At 74.6% G+C, this 16,925-nt stretch carries 19 protein-coding genes, 1 tRNA gene and 1 pseudogene; 17 read left to right on the top strand and 4 right to left on the bottom strand.

All coding sequences use genetic code 11. The features are described from left to right. Positions 1–44 precede the first annotated feature (44 nt). The 15 genes and pseudogenes from SGLAU_RS28035 to SGLAU_RS28105 all read left to right on the top strand — a co-directional run bounded on the left by SGLAU_RS28035 (position 45) and on the right by SGLAU_RS28105 (position 12,408). Positions 45–1,976, top strand: coding sequence for an ATP-binding protein (locus SGLAU_RS28035; protein WP_043505322.1), 1,932 nt, complete (start codon positions 45–47; stop codon positions 1,974–1,976). 50 nt (positions 1,977–2,026) lie between these two features. Further along, complete coding sequence (locus tag SGLAU_RS28040) at positions 2,027–2,461, top strand: roadblock/LC7 domain-containing protein (RefSeq protein WP_043505324.1); 435 nt, start codon at positions 2,027–2,029, stop codon at positions 2,459–2,461. A 2-nt stretch (positions 2,462–2,463) separates the two neighbouring features. Then, the gene (locus tag SGLAU_RS28045; protein WP_043505325.1) at positions 2,464–2,835 is read left to right on the top strand and encodes a DUF742 domain-containing protein; all 372 of its coding nucleotides are present in this window, start codon (positions 2,464–2,466) and stop codon (positions 2,833–2,835) included. Continuing rightward, positions 2,813–3,526, top strand: coding sequence for a GTP-binding protein (locus SGLAU_RS28050; RefSeq protein WP_043505326.1), 714 nt, complete (start codon positions 2,813–2,815; stop codon positions 3,524–3,526). The genes SGLAU_RS28045 and SGLAU_RS28050 overlap by 23 nt, the downstream gene beginning before the upstream one ends. A 67-nt stretch (positions 3,527–3,593) precedes the next feature. Then, a complete protein-coding gene (locus SGLAU_RS28055) occupies positions 3,594–4,172 on the top strand; it encodes a GAF domain-containing protein (RefSeq protein WP_043505328.1) in 579 nt (192 codons plus the stop codon). Positions 4,173–4,365: 193 nt separating this feature from the next. After that, positions 4,366–5,394 carry an L-threonine 3-dehydrogenase gene (tdh, locus tag SGLAU_RS28060; RefSeq protein ID WP_043505329.1) on the top strand — a complete coding sequence of 343 codons (1,029 nt, stop codon included), beginning with the start codon at positions 4,366–4,368 and terminating at the stop codon, positions 5,392–5,394. Between the two features lie 28 nt (positions 5,395–5,422). Next, a complete protein-coding gene (locus tag SGLAU_RS28065) occupies positions 5,423–6,616 on the top strand; it encodes a glycine C-acetyltransferase (RefSeq protein ID WP_043505331.1) in 1,194 nt (397 codons plus the stop codon). 17 nt (positions 6,617–6,633) lie between these two features. Beyond that, positions 6,634–7,530, top strand: a pseudogene (locus SGLAU_RS28070) (LysR family transcriptional regulator); the annotation flags it as partial. A gap of 225 nt (positions 7,531–7,755) precedes the next feature. Beyond that, positions 7,756–8,340 (top strand): helix-turn-helix domain-containing protein, encoded by a 585-nt coding sequence (locus SGLAU_RS28075; RefSeq protein ID WP_043505332.1) that lies wholly within the window; start codon positions 7,756–7,758, stop codon positions 8,338–8,340. Then, positions 8,337–8,879: a GNAT family N-acetyltransferase gene (locus SGLAU_RS28080; RefSeq protein ID WP_043505333.1), complete on the top strand. Its 543-nt coding sequence runs from the start codon at positions 8,337–8,339 to the stop codon at positions 8,877–8,879. Before SGLAU_RS28075 ends, SGLAU_RS28080 begins: the two co-directional genes overlap by 4 nt. Before the next feature lie 30 nt (positions 8,880–8,909). Further along, positions 8,910–9,269 carry an MmcQ/YjbR family DNA-binding protein gene (locus tag SGLAU_RS28085; RefSeq protein WP_043505334.1) on the top strand — a complete coding sequence of 120 codons (360 nt, stop codon included), beginning with the start codon at positions 8,910–8,912 and terminating at the stop codon, positions 9,267–9,269. A 74-nt stretch (positions 9,270–9,343) separates the two neighbouring features. Further along, complete coding sequence (locus SGLAU_RS28090; protein WP_043505336.1) at positions 9,344–10,660, top strand: MFS transporter; 1,317 nt, start codon at positions 9,344–9,346, stop codon at positions 10,658–10,660. A 106-nt stretch (positions 10,661–10,766) separates the two neighbouring features. Next, a tRNA-Pro gene (locus tag SGLAU_RS28095) sits at positions 10,767–10,840 on the top strand. Positions 10,841–11,078: 238 nt separating this feature from the next. After that, a complete protein-coding gene (locus SGLAU_RS28100; protein ID WP_052413924.1) occupies positions 11,079–11,732 on the top strand; it encodes a hypothetical protein in 654 nt (217 codons plus the stop codon). Between the two features lie 103 nt (positions 11,733–11,835). Next, positions 11,836–12,408 carry a sigma factor gene (locus tag SGLAU_RS28105; RefSeq protein ID WP_043505338.1) on the top strand — a complete coding sequence of 191 codons (573 nt, stop codon included), beginning with the start codon at positions 11,836–11,838 and terminating at the stop codon, positions 12,406–12,408. Positions 12,409–12,561: 153 nt separating this feature from the next. Here the strand turns inward: SGLAU_RS28105 and rpmF are convergent, their stop codons facing one another. From rpmF to SGLAU_RS28125, 4 genes are all read right to left on the bottom strand, one after another. Next, positions 12,562–12,732, bottom strand: coding sequence for a 50S ribosomal protein L32 (gene rpmF, locus SGLAU_RS28110; RefSeq protein ID WP_043505339.1), 171 nt, complete (start codon positions 12,730–12,732; stop codon positions 12,562–12,564). 56 nt (positions 12,733–12,788) lie between these two features. Beyond that, a complete protein-coding gene (locus SGLAU_RS28115; RefSeq protein WP_244315272.1) occupies positions 12,789–13,271 on the bottom strand; it encodes a (2Fe-2S) ferredoxin domain-containing protein in 483 nt (160 codons plus the stop codon). Beyond that, the gene (locus tag SGLAU_RS28120; protein WP_043505340.1) at positions 13,268–13,795 is read right to left on the bottom strand and encodes an NUDIX hydrolase family protein; all 528 of its coding nucleotides are present in this window, start codon (positions 13,793–13,795) and stop codon (positions 13,268–13,270) included. The genes SGLAU_RS28115 and SGLAU_RS28120 overlap by 4 nt, the downstream gene beginning before the upstream one ends. A 105-nt stretch (positions 13,796–13,900) precedes the next feature. Further along, on the bottom strand, positions 13,901–14,713 hold the full coding sequence (locus SGLAU_RS28125; protein WP_043505341.1) for an SAM-dependent methyltransferase: 813 nt from the start codon (positions 14,711–14,713) through the stop codon (positions 13,901–13,903). Positions 14,714–14,922: 209 nt separating this feature from the next. Between SGLAU_RS28125 and SGLAU_RS28130 the strand changes: the two genes are divergently transcribed. Next, the gene (locus SGLAU_RS28130) at positions 14,923–15,789 is read left to right on the top strand and encodes a Cof-type HAD-IIB family hydrolase (RefSeq protein ID WP_043505342.1); all 867 of its coding nucleotides are present in this window, start codon (positions 14,923–14,925) and stop codon (positions 15,787–15,789) included. 175 nt (positions 15,790–15,964) lie between these two features. Next, positions 15,965–16,924 carry a Dyp-type peroxidase gene (locus SGLAU_RS28135; protein ID WP_043505343.1) on the top strand — a complete coding sequence of 320 codons (960 nt, stop codon included), beginning with the start codon at positions 15,965–15,967 and terminating at the stop codon, positions 16,922–16,924. Position 16,925: the final 1 nt, after the last annotated feature.

The raw sequence follows: 16,925 nt of genomic DNA on the forward strand, positions 1-16,925 counted from the left end.
ACCGCGCGCCCGGCCCCGACCGACGGACCAGTACGAGGACACCGATGTCACACCTCCGCGCACCGGCCGCACGCGCAGACCGCCGTGAAGGCGGACGGCACGGACGACCGGTCGCCCGCACGGCCCCCGCACTGCCCGAGGCCCACATACGGTCCCAGTTGCTGCGCCTCGCGGTCCTGCCGCCCGTCGCGGTCGCCCTCGGCGGCTGCGCGGCCGTGCTGTTCACCGTGCGCTCCACCGGGGTGCGCACCGGCCACACGCTGTGGGCGGTCCTCGCCGGAGCGGTCTGCGTGGCACTCGCGGGCATCCTGATCGCCGCCGTGGCCGCCGGACGCGCCGCCCGCTCGGTGCACGAACGCATCGCCGCGCTGCGCCGCGCCGGTGTCCGCCACGAGGCCGACCTGCGCGCCCTCGTCGAAGGGCTGCGGCGCGGCGAGGCACCTCCCCGCCGCACGCCCGGCGGACCGCCGCCCGAGGACGCCGACGACTTCGACCTGCTCGCCGCCGACCTCGCCCGGGCCCACGACGGGGCGGTCACCGCCGTCGTCCAGGCCGCGCAGCTCTCCAGCCAGGCCCGCAGCGAGCAGAAGCTCGAGGTCTTCGTGAACCTGGCCCGCCGGCTCCAGTCGCTGGTGCACCGGGAGATCGCCGCCCTCGACGAACTGGAGCAGGACATCGAGGACCCCGACCTGCTCAGGGGCCTGTTCCACGTCGACCACCTCGCCACCCGGATCCGGCGCCACGCCGAGAACCTCGCCGTGCTCGGCGGAGCCGTCTCCCGCCGGCAGTGGAGCAACCCGGTCCCCATGACCGAGGTGCTGCGCTCGGCGATCGCCGAGGTGGAGCAGTACTCGCGGGTCAAACTCGTCCCGCCGGTCGATGGCACCCTGCGTGGGCACGCCGTGGCCGATGTGATCCACCTGCTGGCCGAACTGATCGAGAACGCCACCGTGTTCTCCGCCCCGCACACCCAGGTGCTGCTCCGCGCCGGCCTTGTCACCTCCGGGCTCGCCGTGGAGGTCGAGGACCGCGGCCTCGGCATGCCGGTCGCCGAGCAGGAGCGGATGAACGCCGTACTCGGCGACCCCGACCAGGTCAACGTCGCCCGGCTGCTGGCGGACGGCCGGATCGGACTGTACGTGGTCTCCCAGCTCGCCCGCCGGCACGGCATCGAGGTCCGCCTGCAGAGCAACATCTACGGCGGTGTGCAGGCCGTGCTCGTCGTCCCCCAGGAACTGCTCGGGGCCGCACCGGCCGACGCCGGGGACGCCGCGCGGCCACCGCTCACGGCGGGGGACACCGGGGCGGCGGCACGGACGCCCCAGGACCCCCCGCAGCCGCCGCACCGGCCGGCCGGGCAGCGCCCGCACACGGCCCCGGCCTCCGGGACCGGGCCGGGCGCCGCCACCGCCGCGGCCCCGGGGACGGGCTCCGCCCACGGGGCACCGCCCCCCGGCCGGCCACCCGTGCCGCTTCCCGTTCGCGGCCCGCACGAGGAGCGGCCGAACCCCGCGCAGGCCACGCCCGGCATCCGGCCCGAGGACCGGCCGGCCGTCGCCGGGGGCGAGGGCGGGCCGCCCGCGCCGCGCCGCGGCGCAGTCGTGCGCGGCACCATGGGCAAGCCGCGACTGCCCCGCCGTCGCGCCCAGGAACACCTCGTCCCGCAACTGCGCGGCGGCCCCGCCCCCCGTCCGGACGACGAGGAGCCCGCCGGGCACGACCCCGGCCTGATGGCGGCCTTCCAGCGGGGCATCGGCCTCGCGGAGGCACAGCAGAGCCTGGAACCGCCGGACGGCCCCGGCCCGGACGCCATGCCCCCCACCGGCCCCCGCATGACGGTCGTACCGCCGCTGGACGTTCGCCGCGTGGAGCCGCCGCGCGCCCCCCTGACGCACCCCGCGCCCACGTCCGCGCAGGACCCCGCCTCCGGCCACCGGACCACCGTCCGTCACGACGGCACCGCACCGGCCGGATGACCCTTCCCACCACCACGACCCCCACCCGCACCCCAAGGAGCCGATCCACCATGGCGAGCGAAGCCCCCACCGGCCATGTATCCGATCTCGACTGGCTGATGAGCGGCCTCGTGCAGCGCGTCCCGCACACCAGCAGCGCGGTCCTGCTGTCCTGCGACGGACTGGTGAAGTCCGTCCACGGCCTCGATCCCGACAGCGCCGACCACATGGCCGCGCTGGCCTCCGGCCTGTACTCCCTCGGCCGCAGCGCCGGAGTCCGCTTCGGCGACGGCGGCGACGTCCGCCAGGTCGTCGTCGAACTGGACTCGACGCTGCTGTTCGTCACCACCGCCGGCTCCGGCACCTGCCTCGCCGTGCTCGCCGGCCGGGAGGCCGACGCGGCCGTCCTCGGGTACGAGATGGCGATGCTGGTCAAGAGCGTCCGCCCGTACCTCGTGACCGCGCCCAGGCAGCACGCCGTCGAACCCACGGCGATGAGGCCTTGAGCGTGACGGCGGCCGGTGACGGGCCGTGGCTCGACGACGCGGCCGGACGGCTGGTACGCCCGTTCGCGGTCAGCGACGGCCGCACTCGGCCCACCGTCGCGCTCGACCTCATCTCGCAGGTGATGGCCACCGGAACGACCCCCCTCGGCCATCTCGCCCCGGAACACACGCAAGCCCTGGACCTGTGCCACGCGCCCGTCTCGGTCGCCGAGGTCGCCGCCCACCTGAAGCTGCCGGCAGCGGTCGCCAAGGTGCTGCTGGCGGACCTCCTCGACTGCGGGGCGCTCACCACCAAGCCCCCCGCGTTCCACCACACCCCCACGGACCGGGCCCTTCTGGAGGCAGTGCTCGATGGACTACGACGACAGCTTTGAACACGGCGACGGCGGCCCCGCGCACGGCGGCCTCCCGAACGGGGGCCTTCCGTACGGCGGCCCCGCGTACGGCGGCCCCGGCCGCGACGACGGCGTCCACGACGGCGCCGATCCCTTCCCCACCGCGCTGAAGATCCTCGTCGCGGGCGGGTTCGGGGTCGGCAAGACCACGTTCGTGGGCGCCGTCAGCGAGATCGCCCCGCTCAGCACCGAGGAACTCCTCACCACCGCCGGCATCGGGACCGACGACCTCGACGGCGTCGAGAACAAGACGGAGACGACCGTCGCCATGGACTTCGGCCGCATCACCCTCGATTCCTCCCACGTCCTCTACCTGTTCGGCACCCCCGGGCAGGAGCGGTTCTGGTTCATGTGGGACGAGCTGTCCGAGGGCGCGCTCGGCGCGGTCGTCCTCGCCGACACCCGCCGTCTGGAGGAGTGCTTCGCGGCCGTCGACTTCTTCGAGGAACGCGGCCTCGGCTTCGTCATCGCCGTCAACGAGTTCGACGGCGCCCACCGCTACGACCCCGAGGAGGTACGCGCCGCCATCGACCTCGACCCGGGGATCCCCGTGGTGCGCTGCGACGCCCGGATCTCCGCCTCCGGCGTGCAGACCCTGCTGACCCTGGTCCGGCACCTGATCGCGCACGCCCCCGCCGTGCCCGCGCCGAGCCACGGCGCCCACCGGTGACACCCGCACCCCAGCCCCACCGTACGGAGCCGCACATGACATCCGCCCCCGGCGACGGAGCCCGGCCATGAGCTACGAGCCGCCGCGTCCGGCCGGTCGCCTGCTGCTCACCCCCGACGACAAGGAGGCCCCCGCCCGCACCGTGCGGCTGCGCGGCCTCGGTCTCGGCCGGGGCCCGGAGCCCGCCCTCGACGACTACGCGGCCCGTCTCGCCGCGCACACCGCGACGCCGTACGCCATGGTGAACTTCCCTGACGAGGACGGGCAGTTCTACGCCGGACTGCACGCCCCGGCCCGCGGCCCCGCCGGGCCCGACGGCGGCGACCGGCCGGTGCTCGGCCGCCGGCTGCCCCGCGACCACGGCTTCTGCCCGCACGTCGTGGTGCGGCGCAAGGCGCTGGTCCTGGAGGACGTGGGCGACTATCCGCGGTTCGCGGGCAACCCGGTCGTCGACGAGTTCGGCATCCGCTCCTACCTCGGCGCCCCGCTCATCGACTCCACCGGCATGGTGCTCGGCACGGTCTCCGTCGCCGACACGGCACCGAGGGCCTGGGGCCGGGGCGGTCTGGAGACCATCAAGGCGACGGCCGCGGACCTCGCCGTACGACTGGAGGGCGGACCGGCGTACCGGGTCCCTCCCGCGTGACCCGTCCGCGTTGACCCCTCCGCGTTGACCCCTCCGGGGGGTGTGAAGCAAAGCTGTGGCGCTGCTTAAGAAAACCTCGATGGACCCGGGGCATCCTCGTACGGCAGATTGCTAGGCGATTCCACCCCTTCCCCCGTCGGCGGGCCCCTTCGGCATGCCCCCGGCCGGGAACTCACCCTCAGGAGCCGTAGCGTTGAAGGCGCTGGTCAAGGAGAAGGCGGAGCCCGGGCTCTGGCTCGTGGACGTCCCGGAGCCCGCCGTCGGACCCGGTGACGTGCTCATCAAGGTGCTGCGCACCGGTATCTGCGGCACCGACCTGCACATCCGGTCCTGGGACGGCTGGGCGCAGCAGGCGATCCGCACCCCGCTGGTGGTCGGGCACGAGTTCGTCGGCGAGGTGGTCGAGACCGGCCGGGACGTCACCGACATCACGGTGGGCGACCGGGTCAGCGGCGAAGGCCACCTGGTGTGCGGCAAGTGCCGCAACTGCCTGGCCGGGCGCCGCCACCTGTGCCGGGCGACGGTCGGACTCGGCGTCGGCCGCGACGGGGCGTTCGCGGAGTACGTGGCCCTGCCCGCGTCCAACGTGTGGGTGCACCGCGTGCCCGTGGACCTCGACGTGGCGGCGATCTTCGACCCGTTCGGCAACGCCGTGCACACCGCGCTGTCCTTCCCGCTGGTCGGCGAGGACGTGCTGATCACCGGCGCCGGGCCGATCGGGCTGATGGCTGCGGCCGTGGCGCGGCACGCGGGCGCCCGCAACGTGATGATCACCGATGTGAGCGAGGAACGGCTCGAACTGGCGCGCAAGACGGGGGTCACCCTCGCCCTGAACGTCTCCGAGGCCGCCATCGCGGACGGGCAGCGCGAACTGGGCCTGCGCGAGGGCTTCGACATCGGCCTGGAGATGTCCGGCCGGCCCGAGGCCATGCGCGACATGATCGCCAACATGACGCACGGCGGCCGGATCGCCGTGCTGGGCCTGCCGGCGGAGGAGTTCCCGGTCGACTGGGCCCGGATCGTCACCTCGATGATCACCATCAAGGGCATCTACGGCCGGGAGATGTTCGAGACCTGGTACGCGATGTCGGTGCTGCTCGAAGGCGGCCTCGACCTCGCCCCCGTGATCACCGGCCGGTACGGCTACCGCGACTTCGAGGCGGCGTTCGCCGACGCGGCGAGCGGCCGCGGCGGCAAGGTCATCCTCGACTGGACCGTGTGACGTCCGCATCCCTCTAGGAGCTTCTTCGATGTTCGACTCCGTGCGCGACGACCTGCGCGCCACCCTCGACGAGATCCGCGCCGCCGGCCTGCACAAGCCGGAGCGGGTGATCGGCACCCCGCAGTCCGCCACCGTCGCCGTGACCGCCGGCGGGCGGCCCGGCGAGGTCCTCAACTTCTGCGCCAACAACTACCTGGGCCTCGCCGACCACCCCGAGGTGATCGCCGCCGCCCACGAGGCGCTGGACCGCTGGGGCTACGGCATGGCCTCGGTGCGCTTCATCTGCGGCACGCAGGAGGTGCACAAGGAGCTGGAGGCCCGCCTGTCGGCGTTCCTCGGCCAGGAGGACACCATCCTGTACTCCTCCTGCTTCGACGCCAACGGCGGCGTGTTCGAGACGCTGCTCGGCCCCGAGGACGCCGTGATCTCCGACGCCCTCAACCACGCCTCGATCATCGACGGCATCCGCCTGTCCAAGGCCCGCCGCTTCCGGTACGCCAACCGCGACCTGGAGGACCTGGAGCGGCAGCTGAAGGAGGCCTCGGACGCGCGCAGGCGCCTGATCGTCACCGACGGCGTGTTCTCCATGGACGGGTACGTGGCACCGCTGCGCGAGATCTGCGACCTCGCCGACCGCTACGACGCGATGGTCATGGTGGACGACTCGCACGCCGTCGGCTTCGTCGGCCCCGGCGGACGCGGCACCCCCGAGCTGCACGGGGTGATGGACCGCGTCGACATCATCACCGGCACCCTCGGCAAGGCCCTCGGCGGCGCCTCCGGCGGCTACGTCGCCGCCCGCGCCGAGATCGTCGCCCTGCTGCGCCAGCGTTCCCGGCCGTACCTCTTCTCCAACACCCTGGCCCCGGTGATCGCCGCCGCCTCGCTGAAGGTGCTCGACCTGCTGGAGTCGGCCGACGACCTGCGGGTGCGGCTCGCCGAGAACACCGCGCTGTTCCGCCGCCGGATGACCGAGGAGGGCTTCGACATCCTCCCCGGCGACCACGCGATCGCCCCCGTGATGATCGGTGACGCCGCCGAGGCGGGCCGGATGGCCGAGCTGCTGCTGGAGCGCGGCGTGTACGTGATCGGCTTCTCCTACCCGGTGGTGCCGCAGGGCCAGGCCCGCATCCGCGTCCAGCTGTCCGCCGCGCACTCCGCCGACGACGTCGACCGCGCCGTGGACGCCTTCGTCGCCGCCCGGGCGGAGCTGGCCGGGTGAGCTGAGACAATCGGGTGGTGATCGAAGCGCGGCGGCTCCACATCCTCCGTGCGGTGGCCGACCACCGCACGGTGACGGCGGCTGCCGCCGCGCTGTACCTCACCCCGTCGGCGGTCTCGCAGCAGCTGACCGCCCTGGAGCAGGAGACCGGCCACCGGCTGGTCGAGCGGGGCGCGAAGGGCGTACGCCTCACCCCGGCCGGCGAGATCCTGCTCAGCCACACCAACCTGGTCCTCGCCCAGCTCGAGCGGGCCGAGGCCGAGCTGGCCGCGTACAGCTCGGGCGCGGCCGGCACGGTCACGGTGGCCGCCTTCGCGACCGGTATCGCGCAGGTCGTCGCGCCCGCAGTGGCCCGTCTCGCCGCCACCTCGCCCGGGATCGGCATCCGCGTCCGGGACGCCGAGGGCGACGAGAGCCTGCCGATGGTGCTGGACCGGCAGGTGGACGTGGCGGTGGCCGTGGAGTACCGGGGGGCGCCGCCCGCCGACGACCCCCGGCTGACCCATGTGCCGCTGTACGCGGAGCCGTTCGACGCGGTCGTCCCCGTCACCCACCGGCTCGCGGAGGCCGCCGAGGTGCCTCTGGCCGAGCTGGCCAAGGACCCCTGGATCGGCCCGTACCCCGGCAACCCCTGCCATGACGTGGTCGTCCTGGCCTGCGAGAACGCCGGGTTCCAGCCCTGCCTGGAGCACTCCTCCGACGACTTCCGGGCCGTGGTGGCGCTCGCCTCGGCCGACGCGGGCGTCGCCCTGGTGCCCCGTTCCGCGCTGCGCGGCATGGACCTGACCGGTGTGGTGGTGCGCCCGGTGGACGGGGTCGCGCCCACGCGCCGGGTGTTCGCCGCCGTACGCCGGGGCGCCGAAGGACATCCGCTGATCCGGCCGGTGCTGGACGCGCTGTGCGAGGCCGCTGCGGGGGAACTGCGCGAGGCGGCTGCCGGGGAGCCGCGGAGGACCGCGACGGGGCAGTCTCGGCAGACCGCGGCGGGAGGGGTGCGGGAGGGCGCGGCGCGGGAGCTGGGGGACACCGGCGGCGCACGGCCGCGGGAGACCGTCGGCGGAGGCGAGTGACGGCCGCCACAGCCGCCCGTGTCCCACAGGAGAGAGACGACATCCCATATCCGGGATAGCATCCCGGATATGAAACAGCATGCCCTGGAGGCCGGTCCGGACCCCGTCGACGTGCGGCTCGGCACCCGCCTCGCCGAACTGCGGACCGAGCACGGCTGGTCGCTCGGGGAACTGGCCGAGCGCAGCGGCGTCAGCCGTTCCACCCTGTCCCGGGCCGAACGCGCCGAGATCAGTCCCACCGCCGCCGTCCTGAACCGCCTGTGCCACGTCTACGGCCGCACCATGTCCCAGCTGCTCAGCGAGGTGGAGGCCGAGCCCGCCCTGCTGCTGCGCGCCGCCGAGCAGCCCGTGTGGGAGGACCGCGCGTCCGGCTTCGTGCGGCGCTCGGTGTCCCCGCCGCACCCGGGACTGCGCGGCGAACTCGTCGAGGGCCGGCTCACCGCGGGCGCCGACCTCGCCTACGACCGCCCGCCCGTACCCGGCCTGGAACAGCACATCTGGCTGCTGGAGGGCACGCTGGAGGTGACCGCCCAGGACGTCGCGCACCGCCTCGACGCCGGTGACTGCCTGCGGCTGCGGGTGTGGGGCCCGACCCGGTTCCGCTGCCCCGGCCCCCGGGACGCGCGCTACGCGCTGGCGGTGGTGCTGCCGTGACCGTCACCCGGCTCGACGCGCGCCGGCTCCTCGACGAGGCCGAGGAGTTCGCCGGCCTGCTGGCCGACACCGTGGCCGCCGGCGCCTCCGTCGGCTTCCTCGCCCCGCTCGCCCCCGCCCAGGCCGCCGCCTGGTGGAAGGAGCGGGCCGCCGCCGTGGCCGGCGGGCGGCTCGCCGTCTGGGCCGCGTACGAGGCGGGCCGGCTGGTCGGCACGGTCGGCCTCGCCTTCCCCGACAAGCCCAACAGCCGCCACCGCGCCGAACTGGTCAAGCTGATGGTGCACCCGGACGGCCGCGGCCGGGGACACGGCCGGCGGCTGCTCGACACCGCCGAACGGGCCGCCGCCGCGGCCGGGATCACCCTGCTCCACCTGGACACCGAGACCGGCAGTCCCGCCGAGCGCCTCTACAGCGCGGCCGGCTGGACGAGGCTCGGCGCGATCCCCGGCTACGCGGCCGACCCGGGCGGGGCACTGCGCCCCACGACGATCTACTACAAGCAGCTCACGAGCCCGGCGGCAACCGCTCCCACCAGGTGACTGTCAGTGGCACGAGCTAGCGTGCGGGGCATGTCGGATGCCGAAGACGTACGCCGGATCGCCCTGTCCCTGCCGGACACCACGGAGAAGACCGCCTGGAGCATGCCCACCTTCCGGGTGGCGGGCAAGATGTTCGCCACGCTGCCCGAGGAGGAGACCTCCATGGCGGTGCGCTGCCCCAAGGTGGAGCGCGACGAACTGGTCCTCGCCGAGCCGGGCAAGTTCTGGATCGCCGACCACGAGGCCCAGTTCGCGTGGGTGCGGGTTCGGCTCGCCGCGCTGGAGGACGAGGCCGAGCTGCGGGACATCCTCACCGACTCGTGGAGGCAGGCCGCACCGTCCCGGCTCCTCGACGCCCACCCGGAGCTGGGGCTGCCGGCCGCGGAGTGAAATCGCCTTGGTGGCGTCCGGCGGCCGTGGCATGATCCCGGGCTTGCAGGGGCCGGAGGGAGACATGCCAAGTGATGTCCGGAAGACCGGTGGACGAGCCCACCGGTGAGGGGGAACGCGGCGGCGACCCGCCGCGGTTGTGGTCGCGGGACTTCGGACTGTTCTTCACCGCCCGTGCCGTCGCCCGGCTCGGGGACACCATGCTGCCGGTGGCACTGGCCGCCGGACTGCTCCAGCACGGCTACGGGGCGGGTGCGGTCGGCCTCGCGATGGCCGCGACCGCCGCCACCTTCGCCGGCCTGGTCGTCTTCGCCGGGGTGATCGCCGACCGGTTCGCCACCCGCACCCTGATGGTCTGGGCCGACGTCGCCCGGCTCGGCACCCAGGCCCTCGCCGCCGCGCTGTTCTTCGCCGACCACGTGGTGCTCTGGGAGATCTGCGCGATCGGCCTGGTCAACGGCGCCGCGGGCGCCCTGTTCCAGCCCGGCGTGGCCAGCATGGTGCCCCGCCTCGCCACCGATGTGCAGGGCGCCAACGGCGCCGTCCGGGTCGCCGAGTCCGTGGCCCAGCTGGCTGGGCCGGCCGTCGCCGGACTCGTCGTCGGCCTCGCCACGCCGGGCGGTGTGTTCGCCGCCCACGCCGCCACCTACGCGATCAGCGCCGTGTGCCTGCTGCTGCTGCGCCTGCCCCCGCCCGCCCCCGACCACCGGCCCACCGGTCACACCCCGGGCACCTTCCGGGCGGACCTCGTGGACGGCTGGCGCGAGTTCCGGTCGCGCACCTGGCTGTGGGCGGTGATCGCCGTCTGGTGCCTCTACATGATCGCCGTCTGGGGACCGACCGGCCCCCTGGTCGCCGCCGAGGTGGTGCGCGAGCACGGCCCCGGCGCCTACGGACTGGTCAACTCCGCCCTCGGCGCCGGCACCGTCGTCGGCGGACTCCTCGCCCTGCGGCTGCGCCCGCGCCGGATGCTGCGCGCCGGCGCCGTCGCCCTGACCGGCTTCGCCGCGTTCCCCCTCTCCGTCGGCCTCGGGCTGACGGTGCCCGCCATGGCCGCCGGGGCCGCCGTCGCCGGGGCCGGCCTGTCCTTCTGGGGCGTGATGTGGGCGACCAGCGTGCAGACCCAGGTCCCGCCCGACGTGCTGAACCGCATCCACGCCTACGACGTGGCGGGCTCGCTGGCGATGATGCCGATCGGCCAGGCCCTCGCCGGCCCGGCCGCCGCGGCCCTCGGCGCCGAGCAGGTGCTCCTGGTCTCCGGGGTGACCAGCTTCGTCGTCGTGATCTCACTGCTGGCCGTTCCCGCGATCCGCGGCCTGGTCCGCGTCGACCCGGCCCCCGCGCCCCGCGCGCCCGCCCCGGGCAAGGCCGGCCTGGTCCGCCGCGAGTAGGCCCGGGCCACCCCTCCCGGACCAAAAGGGGTGCGCGACCACCCACCCGAGTGCGGTATTGTTTCTCTGCGCGTTCGGCCAGGGGAAACCCCAGGTCAGACGGCATCGGGACGTGGCGCAGCTTGGTAGCGCACTTGACTGGGGGTCAAGGGGTCGCAGGTTCAAATCCTGTCGTCCCGACGGTGCGGAGGGTCTTCGCGGGCGAGAGCCCACGGGGGCCCTTCTCCGTTTCCCTGGCCGAGCGGCATGCGCCCGTCTCCCGGGTGACCGGCCGGCCTGCCGCAGGCCGCCGCTCGTCCGTCTCCGGGATCCTTCCGGCTCCTGCCGCATTCCCCGGCGCACGGCTCTGAGTCGCCGGGCCGCCGATGTCCGTAGGCATGGGTGAGGTCCGGACCCCGGGTGGGAGGATGAGGCCGTCATGACGGCAGGGTGGGGAGCGCGCACGGTGCGGGCCGCGGTGTTCGCGGCCGTCTGTGTGCTGCTCGCGGCCCTGGGCCACGTCCTGATGTCCGGCCGGCACGTGCCCGGCTGGACGCTGGCCGCCGGGTTCGCCGCGACCGGGCTGGCCGGCTGGGGGCTGGCGGGCCGGGAGCGGGGGCTGCCGCTGATCACGAGCGTCGTCGTCGCCGCGCAGACGGCCCTGCACTCGGCGTTCTCGTTCGCCCAGTCCGGCGCCCCCGACCTCGGGCACGCCGCCCACCTGGCCTACGCCGACCACATGGCGCACATGGCGCACGCGGGCCACACGGCCGGCCTGGAACAGACCGGTCCTTCCGCGGCCGGGCCCGCTCCGGCCGGCTCCTCGTCGTCCGGGATGCTCGCCGCGCACCTGCTGGCCGCGGTGCTGTGCGGCCTGTGGCTCGCCCACGGTGAACGGGCCGCCTTCCGCATCCTGCGCGCCGTGGCCGGCTGGCTCGCGGCACCGCTGCGGCTGCCGCTCGGCCCGGCCGTCGTGGCGCCGCCGCCGCGCCCGCGGGTCCGGCGGCGCCGCTCGCACCGGACACCGCGCGGGCTCCTTCTCGTCCACGCGATCACCTCTCGGGGTCCGCCGCCGGGGACCGCTGTCGCCTGACGACAGCCGGATTCCCGAGGCCGCCCGTGTGCGCCTCGCGGCCCCGGCCGTACGCCCGAGCAGGGCCGTACGGCCGCTTTCCCGTTGACGAGAAGGACACCAGGTGATCACTTCCGCCACCCCCGTACCCGAACGCGCCGACGAGTCGACAACGGCCTGGGCGCTCGCCGCCCGGGGCGGCGACCCCGACGCCGTCGAGCGGTTCGTCCGCGCCCTGCACCACGACGTCCTGCGGTACGTCGCCCACCTCTGTGCCGATCCGCAGGCGGTCGACGACCTGGCGCAGGACACCTTCCTGCGGGCGCTCGGCAGCCTGCACCGCTTCGAGGGGCGCTCCTCGGCGCGCTCCTGGCTGCTGGCCATCGCCCGCCGGGCGGTCGTCGACAGCTACCGGTACGCCGGCACCCGGCCGCGGTCGTGCGACAGCGCGGACTGGCGGCTGGCCGTGGAGCGGGCGCAGCCGTGCGGTCTGCCCGGGTTCGACGACGGCGTCGCGCTGCTCGATCTGCTGGGGGCGCTGCCCGACGAGCGCCGGGAGGCGTTCGTGCTCACCCAGCTGCTCGGGCTGCCGTACGCGGAGGCCGCCCGGATCGGCGGCTGTCCGGTCGGCACGCTGCGGTCCCGGGTCGCCCGGGCCCGCGCGACGCTGATCGACCTGCTGGCGGCGGCGGCCTGAACCGGGAGGGAGGGCGCCCCCGGGCCTGGGGCGCCCTCCCTCACCGGAGCCGCGGCGGTCCTCGACGGCGGGCGCCGGAGAGGTTCGGCGCCGGCGGCCGGAACCGGGGCGCGGCCGTCCCGGCGTTCCCGCGTTCCGCCGGAGCCCCGCCGGTCAGTCCCCGGGGCGCAGCAGCCCGCGCTCGTACGCCCTGACCAGGTGCTGCGGTACGAGGTGGCGGACGCCGTCGACGGTCACGGGGACCAGGTTCGGCGTGCTCGCCCTCCACCGGGCGCGGCGGTGGCGGGTGTTGCTGCGGGACATCTTCCGCTTGGGAACGGCCATGGGAGTCCTTCCTGGGTCGGTGAACCAGGCAGCACGCTACATGAAAACGGTTCCCATTATGAAAAGGGGCCGTGATCGGTGCCGGACCTCAGCGGCGGCGGGCCCTCCCCTCCCGGGCGGGCGCTCCCCGCCCGGCGCACCTTGCCCTCCCGGGGAGCCGGAATGAACTGCAGCTCCAGCGTCACCGGAGGCGCGGCCACCCCGGGACCCCCCGCCGCCGCCCACTCCAGCAGCTCCTCGGTCGCGGCGTCGTCCGTCGCGAACCCCACCCAGACCGCGCGTCCCCCGGCCCGCCGGCCCGCGCTGGAGGGCTGTACGACGATGACGTTCGCCTGGTCGCACGGGCCCAGACAGTCCGTCGTGCGGACGGTGAACCGGCCGCCGGAGTCCGCCGCGGCGGCCCGCAGCCGCTCCAGCTGCCAGGCGTGGTCGGTGCCCGGGTGTTTGCGCGGGTTGCCGCAGCAGCATCCCCGGCACACCACGAGGGTGCAGGGCCGGGGCGTGAACCGGAGGGCGGCGGAGGTACCGGGGGCGCTCAAATCGCCAGGCCCACGTGGGCGAGGGCCTGCTTGAGCAGCACGCCGTGACCACCCGGCATCTCGCTCCGCACGGCCTCCGAGGCCGCCTCCTGGGGGCTGAACCACACCAGGTCCAGCGCGTCCTGCCGGGGCCGGCAGTCGCCGGTGACCGGGACGATGTAGGCGAGGGACACCGCGTGCTGGCGCGGATCGTGGAACGGGGTGATGCCCTGGGTCGGGAAGTACTCGGCGACGGTGAACGGCTGCAGCGAGGCCGGGACCCGGGGGAGGGCGACCGGGCCGAGGTCCTTCTCCAGGTGGCGCAGCAGGGCGTCCCGGACCCGTTCGTGGTGCAGCACCCGGCCGGAGACCAGGGTGCGGCTGACCGTGCCGTCCGGGCCGATGCGCAGCAGCAGGCCGATGCTGGTGACCTCGCCGCTGTCGTCCACGCGGACCGGGACGGCCTCGACGTACAGGATCGGCATGCGGGCGCGGGCCAGTTCGAGTTCGTCGGGTGTCAGCCAACCGGGCGTGGTTTCGGTCATGTCAGACATTGCTTGATCATACTTTCAGGTGGCGTCGGCAAACCGTTTCGGCGCACGCGTCCGGCCGGACGTCGGCCGCCGTCGCGGCGGTGGCGGCGGCGGTGGTCAGGGCTTCACGGCGACGGCGCCGAACTGCGGGACCACGACGGGGTCCGGCACGTCCGGGCGCCACCGCGCGCAGGAGACCAGCCCCGGTTCCAGCAGGTTTAGTCCCTCGAAGAACGCGGCCACGTCGGCCCGGCCGCGGGCGGTGATCGGCGGCGTGGCGTTCTCGTTCCAGAACCGCATCGCCGGGATCTGGCCCTCGCCGCCCAGCTCCGGCTCGAAGGTCGGGTGGGTCAGCACCAGGAAACTGCCCGAGGGGACGGCTGCCATCACCCGGTGTGCGATCTCGCGCGCCTTCCCGGTGTCGAGCACGAAGTTGAGGATGCCGAGCATCATCACCGCGACCGGCCGGGACAGGTCCAGGGTGCGCGCGGCGCGCTCCAGGATGACGTCCGGGTCGTGCACATCGGCGTCGATGTAGTCGATGACGCCGGCCGCGGTGCCGGTGAGCAGGGTGCGGGCGTGGATCAGCACGGTCGGGTCGTTGTCGACGTACACGACCCGCGCGTCCGGTGCGACGCGCTGGGCGATCTCGTGGGTGTTCTCCGCGGTGGGCAGCCCGGTGCCGATGTCCAGGAACTGCCGCACCCCGCGCTCGCCGGCCAGGAACCGCACCGCCCGGCCCAGGAACTCGCGGTCCGCGCGGGCGATGTCCCGGATCAGCGGGAACATCGAGGCCACGTGGTCGCCGACCCGGTGGTCGACCTCGTAGTTGTCCTTGCCGCCGATCCAGTAGTTCCAGACCCGGGCGTTGTGCGCCACGCCCGTGTTCGGGCGCGCCGATCCGTCCGCCGGGGTGGGGGCCTCGCTCACGTCGCTTCCTCTCCTCGCCCGTACCGCGGTTCCCGTCATTGTGCCCCGCTCGTGATCAGCCCGTCCGGGGAACCCGTCGAGCGCCCGGGGCGGCCGGTGGGGGCCGGTCACCGGGGACGAGGACGCTCACCCGGGCGGGTGAGGTTCCCCGGGTAGGGTTGACAGCCGTCCACCGAACGACCAAGGGCTGCCGTCGCAGGAAGCAGGACATGCCGTACTCCCCCTCACCCCTCCCCGCCCCCGCCGACCCCGCGAGCGCCCCCGCCGCCGCCGACATCCGGCTCGTCGTCACCGACATGGACGGCACGCTGCTGGACGACGACAAACGGCCGCCGGCCGGACTGTGGGACGTGCTGGAACGGCTGCGCGAACGCGGCGTGCTCTTCACCCCGGCCAGCGGCCGCCAGTACGCGACCCTCGCCCGCGAGTTCGCCCGGGCCGCGCAGGGCATGGTGTTCATCGCGGAGAACGGCACCTACGTGGTGCGCGACGGGGTGGAGATCAGCTCCGACCCGCTGGACCGGGCCGTCGTCGCCGAGGTCGTCGCGGCGGTACGGCGGCTGTCCGCGGCGGGCACCGACGTCGGCGCCGTCGTCTGCGGCAAGAAGTCCGCCTACGTCGAGCGCACCGATGCGGCCTTCCTCGCCGAGGTCCGCCGCTACTACGTGGAGAACCGGATCGTCGGGGACGTCACCGCCGTCGACGACGACGTCCTCAAGGTGGCCCTCTACGACTTCGGCTCCGCCGAACGCACCACCGCCCCGGCGTTGGCCGAATTCGCCGGGACCCACCAGGTCGTGGTCTCCGGCGAGCACTGGGTCGACGTCATGAACCGCACCGCCGACAAGGGCGCCGCCGTCCGCCGCCTCCAGCGCGAGCTGGGCATCACTCCCGCGCAGACCATGGTGTTCGGCGACTACCTCAACGACCTGCAGATGATGGACACCGCCGAGTGGTCCTTCGCCATGGCCAACGCCCATCCGGAGGTCGTCCGCCGGGCCCGCCACCTCGCGCCCTCCAACAACGACGACGGCGTGCTGCGCACGATCCGGCGGGTGCTCGGCCTGCCGGCCTGACGCCCCGGCCGCCGCCCGCGAGACGATCGGCGCTCGCGGGCCGCTCGCGCCGCCGGTCCGCGGCAGCGCGCTCCGGCGCACCACGGCGGGCCGTGTCGCCCCGCGCCGGACTGGGCATGGTGACCGTTGCCGACCGGCCGCTGTGGCCGTGACGTCACGTCGAAGAGGGGGAGCCATGCCGTCCTCGGTCCCGTCGGTTCCGCCGCCCCGCGTCCGGCCACAGCCGGTGCTGGGGCCACCCGCGCGCGCCGCGGTCTTCCTGGTGGTCACCGTCGACCCCGGCGGGGAGACGCCGGCCCGGGAGGTGCTGGCCGAACTCCCGGCTCTGGAACGGGCGCTGGCCTTCCCGCACCCGGAGGGGCGCCTGTCCTGCGTGGCGGGTGTCGGCGCCCCGGCCTGGGACCGGCTCTACGGCGTGCCGCGCCCCGCCGCCCTGCACCCGTTCCGCGAACTGTCCGGGCCCCGCCACCACGCCGTCGCCACCCCCGGAGACCTGCTCTTCCACATACGGGCGGCCCGCCCCGACCTGTGCTTCGCGCTCACCGCCGAGATCATGAAGAGGCTGCGCGGCGCGGCCACCGTCCAGGACGAGACCCAGGCCTTCGCCTACTACGACGCCCGCAACCTGCTCGGCTTCGTCGACGGCACCGAGAACCCGGCCGGCGCCGACGCGGCCGAGGCGGCGCTGATCGGCGACGAGGACCCGGAGTTCCGGGGCGGCAGCTACGCGATCGTGCAGAAGTACCTGCACGACGTGGCCGCGTGGGAGGGCCTGACCACCGAGGAGCAGGAGCGGATCGTGGGCCGCACCAAGGCGACCGGCCTGGAACTGGACGCGCCCGGCTCGCACAAGGACGTCAACACCGTGCTCGGCCCGGACGGCGCCGAGCAGCGCATCCTGCGCGCCGCCATGCCGTTCGGCCGCCCGGGCCGGGGCGAGTTCGGGACCTACTTCATCGCCTACGCCCGCGACCCGCAGCTCACCGAGACCATGCTGCGCCGCATGTTCCTCGGCACGCCGGCCGGTGGACCCGACCCGCTGCTGGACTTCTCGCGCGCGGTCACCGGCACCCTGTTCTTCGTCCCCTCGGCCGATCTGCTCCAGGACCTGTCCGAGCACGGCAAGCCGAGGTGAC

Origin of the sequence: Streptomyces glaucescens (genome assembly GCF_000761215.1) — a bacterium.
Lineage (GTDB): Bacteria > Actinomycetota > Actinomycetes > Streptomycetales > Streptomycetaceae > Streptomyces > Streptomyces glaucescens_B.

Coding starts and splice junctions, on each gene's coding strand:
- SGLAU_RS28065 (WP_043505331.1), top strand. CDS start 5,423: ATGTTCGACTCCGTGCGCGACGACCTGCGCGCCACCCTCGACGAGATC.
- SGLAU_RS28130 (WP_043505342.1), top strand. CDS start 14,923: ATGCCGTACTCCCCCTCACCCCTCCCCGCCCCCGCCGACCCCGCGAGC.
- rpmF (WP_043505339.1), bottom strand. CDS start 12,732: ATGGCCGTTCCCAAGCGGAAGATGTCCCGCAGCAACACCCGCCACCGC.
- SGLAU_RS28090 (WP_043505336.1), top strand. CDS start 9,344: ATGTCCGGAAGACCGGTGGACGAGCCCACCGGTGAGGGGGAACGCGGC.
- SGLAU_RS28055 (WP_043505328.1), top strand. CDS start 3,594: ATGAGCTACGAGCCGCCGCGTCCGGCCGGTCGCCTGCTGCTCACCCCC.
- SGLAU_RS28075 (WP_043505332.1), top strand. CDS start 7,756: ATGAAACAGCATGCCCTGGAGGCCGGTCCGGACCCCGTCGACGTGCGG.
- SGLAU_RS28135 (WP_043505343.1), top strand. CDS start 15,965: ATGCCGTCCTCGGTCCCGTCGGTTCCGCCGCCCCGCGTCCGGCCACAG.
- SGLAU_RS28050 (WP_043505326.1), top strand. CDS start 2,813: ATGGACTACGACGACAGCTTTGAACACGGCGACGGCGGCCCCGCGCAC.
- SGLAU_RS28100 (WP_052413924.1), top strand. CDS start 11,079: ATGACGGCAGGGTGGGGAGCGCGCACGGTGCGGGCCGCGGTGTTCGCG.
- SGLAU_RS28085 (WP_043505334.1), top strand. CDS start 8,910: ATGTCGGATGCCGAAGACGTACGCCGGATCGCCCTGTCCCTGCCGGAC.
- SGLAU_RS28040 (WP_043505324.1), top strand. CDS start 2,027: ATGGCGAGCGAAGCCCCCACCGGCCATGTATCCGATCTCGACTGGCTG.
- SGLAU_RS28120 (WP_043505340.1), bottom strand. CDS start 13,795: ATGACCGAAACCACGCCCGGTTGGCTGACACCCGACGAACTCGAACTG.
- SGLAU_RS28035 (WP_043505322.1), top strand. CDS start 45: ATGTCACACCTCCGCGCACCGGCCGCACGCGCAGACCGCCGTGAAGGC.